At 32.4% G+C, this 8,367-nt stretch carries 8 protein-coding genes; 4 read left to right on the top strand and 4 right to left on the bottom strand.

Annotation, left to right across the window (positions count from 1 at the left end; genetic code table 11):
• Window positions 1-18: 18 nt before the first annotated feature.
• From EBF09_RS05665 to EBF09_RS05680, 4 genes are read right to left on the bottom strand one after another with little or no spacing between them, the layout of a single operon-like run.
• Window positions 19-1,167, bottom strand: a complete 1,149-nt coding sequence (locus EBF09_RS05665) for a glycosyltransferase (protein ID WP_121764166.1) — start codon at window positions 1,165-1,167, stop codon at window positions 19-21.
• A complete protein-coding gene (locus EBF09_RS05670) occupies window positions 1,164-2,279 on the bottom strand; it encodes a glycosyltransferase (protein WP_121764167.1) in 1,116 nt (371 codons plus the stop codon). Before EBF09_RS05670 ends, EBF09_RS05665 begins: the two co-directional genes overlap by 4 nt.
• The gene (locus EBF09_RS05675) at window positions 2,276-3,208 is read right to left on the bottom strand and encodes a glycosyltransferase family 2 protein (protein ID WP_121764168.1); all 933 of its coding nucleotides are present in this window, start codon (window positions 3,206-3,208) and stop codon (window positions 2,276-2,278) included. The genes EBF09_RS05670 and EBF09_RS05675 overlap by 4 nt, the downstream gene beginning before the upstream one ends.
• A 9-nt stretch (window positions 3,209-3,217) precedes the next feature.
• On the bottom strand, window positions 3,218-4,927 hold the full coding sequence (locus EBF09_RS05680) for an ABC transporter ATP-binding protein/permease (protein WP_121764169.1): 1,710 nt from the start codon (window positions 4,925-4,927) through the stop codon (window positions 3,218-3,220).
• A gap of 147 nt (window positions 4,928-5,074) precedes the next feature.
• Between EBF09_RS05680 and EBF09_RS05685 the strand changes: the two genes are divergently transcribed.
• From EBF09_RS05685 to EBF09_RS09540, 4 genes are all read left to right on the top strand, one after another.
• Entirely contained in the window at window positions 5,075-6,157 is a 1,083-nt protein-coding gene (locus tag EBF09_RS05685; RefSeq protein ID WP_121764170.1) for an FUSC family protein, read from the top strand.
• Between the two features lie 199 nt (window positions 6,158-6,356).
• The gene (locus EBF09_RS09500; protein WP_332870712.1) at window positions 6,357-6,503 is read left to right on the top strand and encodes a hypothetical protein; all 147 of its coding nucleotides are present in this window, start codon (window positions 6,357-6,359) and stop codon (window positions 6,501-6,503) included.
• Window positions 6,504-6,520: 17 nt separating this feature from the next.
• Window positions 6,521-6,862: a PAS domain-containing protein gene (locus EBF09_RS05690; protein ID WP_332870713.1), complete on the top strand. Its 342-nt coding sequence runs from the start codon at window positions 6,521-6,523 to the stop codon at window positions 6,860-6,862.
• Between the two features lie 655 nt (window positions 6,863-7,517).
• Window positions 7,518-8,207, top strand: a complete 690-nt coding sequence (locus EBF09_RS09540) for a methyl-accepting chemotaxis protein (protein WP_408609808.1) — start codon at window positions 7,518-7,520, stop codon at window positions 8,205-8,207.
• Window positions 8,208-8,367: the final 160 nt, after the last annotated feature.

An 8,367-nucleotide genomic window follows, 5' to 3' on the forward strand; every position in this document is an offset into this window, starting at 1 on the left:
CAAGAATTGCTTAAAGGTTTATTGCATAAGCCATTGTTTATAAAGAGGTAAAAGAATGGGAATGCTAAATCTTTTGGCACTTTCTTTAATGTCTTCTTTAGAAAATAAAGGCTCTTGCATAACTTTTTCCATTGCCATTTGCAAATGCATAGAATCTTTTAATGGGATAGTGATACCGCATTTGCTAATTTTAGAGTTTTCTAAAAAATCTTCTTTGCATTCTAAAATCATCTTAGGAGCACAATCTGTGGTGATAACAGGCACACCAAGCGCTAAAGATTCCACTAAAACATTTGGAAAGCCCTCATGGTTTGAACCAAACACAAAGCAATCTGCTTCTACTAATGGAGCATAAGGGTTTTTTAACGCTCCTAAAAGGGAGATATGCTCTTTTAAATCTAAGTTTTTAATTTGCTCCTCTAGTGCTTCTTTTAGCTCACCTTTGCCGATGATAAAAAGATGTGCTTTATCTTTATTTTTAAGCCTAGCAAAGCTATCAATTAAAAGTGCGTGATTTTTACCACTATCTAGCCTTCCTATGCTTAAAAAGATGAATTTTCCTTCTTTCTTTTTTTGCAAGATAAGCTCTTTTTCTTGAGTATTTTTGCTTGAAAGCTCTTCTATTTTAGTTAGGTTAAAAAGATTAGGCAAAAGGGTTAATTTCTCTTTTTTGATTTTAAAATTTTCTTGCAAGTCTTGCAAAGTTTGTGGCGAGTTTGTAGAGATTTTATGAGCTAAAGGATAGAGGGTTTTAATTAAAAATCTATTAATTTTAGAATTTAGATTTTTATAGCCATATTGCTCACTAGGGAAGGAGCGCTCACTAATTAAAATTTTAGGCTTTCTAGCTAAAAATGAAGCAAGGATATTGATGTAGTTTGGGCGATTCATCAAAGAAAGAGAGTGTGTGGAATCTTTAATGATTTTAGAATATTTATAGGCTAAAAGTGGGATTTTTAGAAGTTTTTTAATCCCACTTTCTTGCATTTTATTTTGTCCTAGAATGATTTTTTCTATCCCTTGTGGCAGGGGATAGTGCAAAATATCTTCTAAAAGCACCAAAGTGATTTTATAATCTTTATCTTTGCAAAGCTCTTCTAAAAGCAAGGAAGTAATGCGTTCTGCCCCTCCTGCTCCTAAAGAATAGAGTAAAATGACAAGTTTCATATTTTTAAAATCCTTAAAGTATTTTCTACCATTTGAGAAATTGAAAAATTTTCTACAATATGTGTGCGTGCGTTTTGTTTGAGTGTTTTTAAATCTTGTGAATCTTTTAAAGCTAAAAGTGAATTTAGGCAATTTATAAAGCCCTCTAAATCTTCTTTTTCAAAGCTAAAAGAGTAGGGTTGGTTAAAATTGGCAATGATTTTAGATTCTCCTACATTGGATACAATCGGTAAAGCTCCTGCACTCATCGCCTCTGCTATGGAGTTTGAAAAGCCTTCGCTTATAGAGGTAGAAACCACGCAATCAAAAAGCGGTAAATAATCTTCTACATTTTTAATGGCATCTAAAAATAAAAATCTCTCCCTAAACTCTCCTAAAATCTCTAAACATTCTTTTAGGATTTTTTCATCTTTTTTTCCTAAAGAAATAAAAAACACATTTTTATTATTTTTTAAAATCTCTCTTGCGCCCTTAGCACAAAGTGGATAATCCTTAGCCACATTCATTCTAGCACAAATCCCAAAAACAAAGGCGTCTTTAGGGATATTTAAAGTTTTTTTTAAATCATCTACATTTTTAGGAGAAAACCTAGCTGTATCCATGCCATTATAAACCACTTTTGCATTTTTCATGATGTAGCCATGCTGTGTATAAAAGCTAATTGCATCGCTAGAATTGCAAATAATCTTATCTGCAAAGGGGCTAAAAAATTTTTGTGTGTAAAAATAGAGCTTAGAAAAAAAGCTAAGCTTAGCAAGATTAATCCCACTTGTTCTAAAGCCCCATACACGTTTTGTTTTAAGAGATAAACTAGCAAAAAGACTAAAAAGATTCATATCAGGCATAAAAGAGTAAATGCAATCTGGCTTAAAATCTTTAATAATCTTTCTATAACGCATTAAAAATAAAAAATCTCCTTTGCCTTTTTTATGAACGCAAATATGGGGAATCCCGCTAATCTCATCTTCTAGTTTGCCCCCTGCATAAAGTGTGCAAAGAAGCAAGTCTATTTCTTCTTTTTTGGCAAGTTCTTTGGCTAAAAGCACCCATTGTCGCTCCGCCCCTCCAAAATTCAAAGAACGAATGGATAAGAGGAGCTTAAATTTACTCATTTTTCCACTCTTTGTTTGATGTTTAAATGTGGCAAGAAACAATCAGGAAGCATAAGACAGCCTAGAGCCTTTAGGGCAAGTAGGTTTGGGCGGATGAAGAGGCTTTGTAAAATCTTTTTAAAAGATTTTTTATAATCTCCTCCTTGTCTATAAAGAAGTGCAGCAATTGCACAAAGTTCAGCTAGATGTTTTGGGCAGTACTTTATGCGTTCTTTATAAAAGAGTAAAATGTCTTGCTCGTAGTTTTTTACCATTTCTAAGGGTTTATATTTTAGGTTATGCGTTAGTGATTCTGCGTGGATTCTATAAAATTTCAAAGGGCGGTGGAGGTAAAAACAGGGACTTTGTTTGTGGAGTTTGAGCCATAAAAGTCCCATATTGCCTCTTTGTAAATTTTCATTAAAGCGTCTTTTTCCAAGTAAATTGCGTCTAAAAAGGGTGATAAATTCTCCTTTTAATTCTCCACAAAGCACTTCAATAAAGCTAATTTCTCTTGATTCAAACACACCTTTGCCAGAAAGTGATCCATCATCGCTTCTAGTGCAGTTTGCTATGATAATCCCATATTTTTCATTATTTTGCAAATAAACTTCCATCATTTGAGAAATTGCCTCTTTAAAAAGCAAATCATCATCGTCTAAAAGCATTACTAAATCCCCACTTGCATAATCTAGCCCATTATTACGATTTCCTGCAGAGCCTTTAGTGCGTGAGTTTTGCACCACTTTGATGAAGGGATAATCATTAGCATATTCGCTTGCAATGCTAAAGGTATTATCGCTTGAGCCATCATCGCTAATAATAATTTCTAAGTTTGGGTAGTCTTGTTCTAGTATGCTTTCAATCGCTTCTGTGAAGAAATATTCACGCTCATAGGTGGTTAAAATCACGCTAACTTTTGGGAGATTTTTAAAACGAGATAAATCCATATCACCTCCTTATATCAGCTCATCATAGCTAATGGGCTTTGGCACGCCCTTTTCTAGCTTGTAAATCACATCGCAATCTTTAATTGTGCTTAGGCGGTGGGCTATGATAAGCAAGGTTTTATTTTTAGAGATTTGATAGATTTCTTCCATAATCTTTTGTTCTGTTTGATTATCTAGCGCACTTGTGGCTTCATCTAAAACTAAAATTTCAGGATCGCCATAAAGCGCTCTAGCAATGGCTACTCTTTGCTTTTGTCCGCCACTAAGTGCAACCCCTCCATCGCCTACTTGTGTGTAAATTCCCTCTTTTTGGACTAAAAAATCATAAATATTTGCAAGTTTTAAACAAGCGATAATTTTTTCTTCATTAAATTCTCTACCAAAAGCGACATTTTGGGCTATATCCCCATCAAAAAGATAGACATTTTGCGGAATATAGCCTATTTTTTTACGCCAACTTTTTAGATTTTTAGGCTCTAGAGGCACCCCATCAATTTCTATCTTGCCATTTTTTGGCTCTAAGAGACTGATGATTAAATCTACCAATGTGCTTTTTCCGCTTCCTGATTCTCCTACAAATGCGACTTTAGAGCCTTTTTTTATGTTAAGATTTAAATGGCTTAAAATTTCTTTATCATTTTTATAGGCGAAGCTTACATCGCTAAGTTTGATTTCATTTTTAAAGCTAATTTGTTCTTCGCCTAGTTTTTTGGTTTGCAATAAAACATCTTTATAAATAATTTCTAAAGAGCGGAAGTTAAAAAGGATTTTATTATAAGAATCTAAAATGCGGTTAATAGAGGGCAAAAGGCGGTAGAGTGCTAAAACATACATAGAAAGCAAAGGCAAATACCCGCTAATATCACCCTTTTGGCTAATGAATAAATAAAGCACCACCAAAATCATCATACAAAATCCAAGTGCTTCTAATAAAAGGCGTGGAATATGAAAGAAAGTTTGATTTTTGATATTTGCTAAAGAATAGCCCAAAGATGAGTGGTTAAACTTCTCTAAAATCACAGCATCATTGCATTGGAGTTTGATAATTTTATAATTTCCAAAACTGCTTGTTAGAGTTTCAAAAAAGCCTTTTTGGTAAAATTCCCTTTCTTTTCCTTGACTTTTAATGCGTCTTGAGATGAGTTTGCTCATCAAAAGTCCAAAGACACCAAGAATTAAGGTAAGCCCTAGAGTAATTTTAAAATTTACAAACAATAAAGTTCCATAGAGTAATAAAACAACAAAAACTTCAGAAGTCATAAATAAAAATGCTGAAAGTAAAATAGTGAAGTTGTGTGCTTCTGTGGTAATGGTTTTGGTTAAATGGCTTGTATTTTTGGTAATAAAATCTTGATAATTCATACCTAGATAATTCACGAATAAACGCCCTACAATCAAATGATAGCGAAAGAAAGTAAAACGCGCTAAGAGATGCTGATAAAAAAGATTTATAAGGCTTCTAAAAACATAAAAAACTAAAAGTCCCACTCCAAAAAATACTACAAAATCATAAGGATTGCTAAAAGAAAATAGATTGTAAAAATAAGCATAATAAGGCTTTTGTGTAATGAGTGAAAAATCACTCGCAATAGAAATAAAAGGTGCAATAGCACTAATGCCTACAAGCTCAATTAAAGAGATAAATAAAGACATAAAAAGCAAAAAAAAGACATAGCGTCTATCGCTTTTAGAAAGTATAATTTTTAATTGTGAAATCATAGCTAACCTAAGTTTTTTCACATTATAAAATAAAACTCTTTAAATTTTTGTAATATAAAAGCTAAATTTTTAGGTAGGTATTTTTTATTGTTTGATTTATATGTTAAGATTCTTATAAAAATTATTTAAAATATTATAAGGAAATCTATGGCCTTTATACAAAAAATACAAAAGGAATGTAAACTTATCTTTACTTGGAATAAAAGTGATAGACTTTGGCAAATGCCCTTTTTTGCAGGACTAAGTGTTGCGATTTTGCTTTATATTTCTGCAAAACTTGGCTATCCACAATATGGGCTTGTAAGTGTGATTGGGGCGATGATTTTTTTATATGTGCCAGATACTCCAATTTATCATAAAATGATTTTAAGTATGTCTTGTGCGTTTGGAATTATTGTAAGCTTTACTTTAGGGCTTATAGGACAAGCTTTTCCTAGCTTTATTCCTTTGATTGTTTTTTTGGTAACTATGGTAAGTGCGCAAGTAGTGCGGTATTTTAGTATAGGAGCACCCGGATTTTTCTTTTTTACCTTTGCTACGATTTTGGGCACTTATATTCCTTTTCCTTTAAAAGATTATCCCTTTGCTATTGGGCTTGTTGCATTAGGGACAATGGTTGCAAATATTATGGTTTTGCTTTATGCATTAAGTGTGATTTATCTTTTTAAGCACCCTACAAAGCCTATTCCTAAAGTGGGGGAATTTGGATTTGGCGTGATTGTGGTTGATCCTATTATCATTGCGTTTTTTGTGGGAGCTTCTATGTTTTTGCAAAGTTGTTTAGAGCTTGATCGTGGGTATTGGGTGGGGATTTCTTGTGCTGCTGTGATGACTGCGATTACTTTTAAGCAAATTTGGGTAAAACAACTCCAAAGAATCTTTGGAACAATCATTGGAGTGAGTTTGGCTTATTTTCTTTTGCATTTTACTTTTACACCTTTAGTGTTTGCAATTTTAATGATGGTGCTTATGTTTTTTGCGGAATTTTTGGTGGTAAGAAATTACGCACTTGCTATGATTTTTTTAACCCCTTATTCTACTTATCTAGCAGAGATTACAAGTTTTATGAATTATAATCCTGATATTATTATTAGAGCAAGAGTGCAAGATATCGTGGTAGGAAGCCTTATTGGATTGCTTGGTGGGGCATTTATGCATTGGGATATTTTACGGAATATTTTAAATAAAGTAACAAGAAAAATAGTATTTAAATGGATTGGACAAGATTAAGTTATTTTAATGTATGAATTAGGTAACATATACTTAATCATAAATAATATTTGGTATTAGCAAAGCAAAATTTTTAATTTTAGAATTCCATATAATCTTTACATTTTCTTGATACTTTCTTGATAATTGTAAATTAGAATTTCTTTTTTTGATGATAAAAATTTGTAATGCTTTGTTAGGTTAAAAAAGGAGTATAGTTATGAAACAACAAATAATCCCAACAAACGAACAAAAAATTGTTCCAGAGGGAGAATTAATCGTATCCAAAACAGATTTAAAAGGCAAGATACTTTATTGCAATGATGTTTTATTGAGCTTTCAGGTTATGAGGAGCAAGAGCTTTTAGGAAAGTCACATAATATCGTGCGACATAAGGATATGCCACGTATTATCTTTAAGCTTCTTTGGGAGAATATTCAAAAAGGCAAAGAGATTGTCGCTTATGTAAAGAATCTTTCTAAAGATGGGGCTTATTATTGGGTAATTGCTTATGTTAGTCCTTCTTTTAATGGAGAGGGTAAGATTGTAGGCTATCACTCTGTGAGATTAAAGCCAAAAATAGAAGCGGTTTCAAAAATTGAAAAAGTTTATTCTAAGCTTATTAGTGAAGAAAAAGAGGGCGGAATAGCAAAAAGTCAAGCATTTTTAGAAAATTTATTAAAAAAAGAAGGGGTAAACTATGAAGAATACATTTTATCTTTATAATTCATTTCGTTTAATGAGTATAGGTTTTATCTTAACTTTTATTGCTTTATTTGTCGCAGAAGCATTAAATATCCACTTTTTACTAGAATTTGCTATTTTTATTTTGGGAATTATTTTCTGTGTTGTGGGATTAATCGCAGGAAATAGGCGTGATAAATGTATTCAAGATATTGCAAAATGTATTAAAGAAATGTCAGAAGGGAATTTGGAAGCAAGAATTGTTAATATCAAGGATAAAAGTGGTTTAGGAGAGGTTGCATGGTCGCTCAATCGTTTAGCAGATCAAGTAGAAACTTTTGTAAAAGGGAGCTATATGACAATTAGTGCTGCTAGTGAGGGGAGGTATTTAAGGAAGCTCTCTGTTAGTGGATTAAGAGGGACTTTTGCTTATGTTGGAGGTTTGATTAATCAAGCGACTATTTCTATGGAGGAGGCGGATAAACTAGGTGCTAAAGGTTTGGTAGTGAATCAAATCTCAAAAAGGAGTGCTAAAAGTTTAGATGAAGATTTGAAGTTGGTTTCTAGTGATTTGCATGTTGTGATTGGAGCTATGGATGGTGTGAAAGAACACACTAAAGATATTTCACATCAATCTAAAGAGGGAATTTTAAGTATTGAAGCAATTTCTGATAATTTTTCAAATTTAACCCTAACAATGGAGCAAACATCTGATGCTTTTGAAGGATTTGTAAAACGCATAGGAGAGATTGATTCTTTTGTTGCTTTAATTAAGGAGATTACCGATCAAACTAATCTGCTTGCTTTAAATGCAGCTATTGAAGCAGCGCGCGCTGGTGAGCATGGAAGAGGTTTTGCGGTAGTCGCAGATGAGGTAAGAAAACTAGCAGAAAGAGCGCAAAAAACAGCACTAGAAATTTCTTCCACAACAAAAATTATTAACCAAGAGATTAATGATATCGCAACTTTAGTAGAAAGCATTGATAAGATCTCTCATTCTTCTAATGATTTGTTAAATAGTTTTCAGTCAGTATTTTCTCAAATGGATTTAAAAGCACAACATTTACTAGAAACGATTTTGCAAACCCATAAAAATTCTTATATTATGCTTTTAAAACTTGAATGTGTGCTTAAAAAATCAGGAGCATATTCTACAATTATTACGGGTGAAAAACCAAAAATTAGTGATTATTGTGAGGTTAATGATGAAAATGGAATAAGCCATGAAGTTTGCAATAGTGTGTATCATTTAAATGATAGCATTAGACAATTTTTAGACTTTGCAACCAAAGAGGAAAATGCAGGCAAACTTAAAGAGTTAGAAAAGTTTTATCAAGAATTTGAAGAAAAAAGCCAAGAAATTTATAAACAGCTAGTTATTGCTTAATTTCCCTTGTTATTGCAAGGGAAGCCCACTTTCTTTATTGTTGTAAGGCTTATTATGCCAAATCATACAAGCCAAGCTATCCACAAGCATAGCAAATGCAAATCTAAAAAGAATATAAAACACAAGAAAACCAAGGAGATTATTATTTTCTTGCGCTCAA

The organism is Helicobacter burdigaliensis, from assembly GCF_003670295.1.
Classification (GTDB): Bacteria; Campylobacterota; Campylobacteria; order Campylobacterales; family Helicobacteraceae; genus Helicobacter_D; species Helicobacter_D burdigaliensis.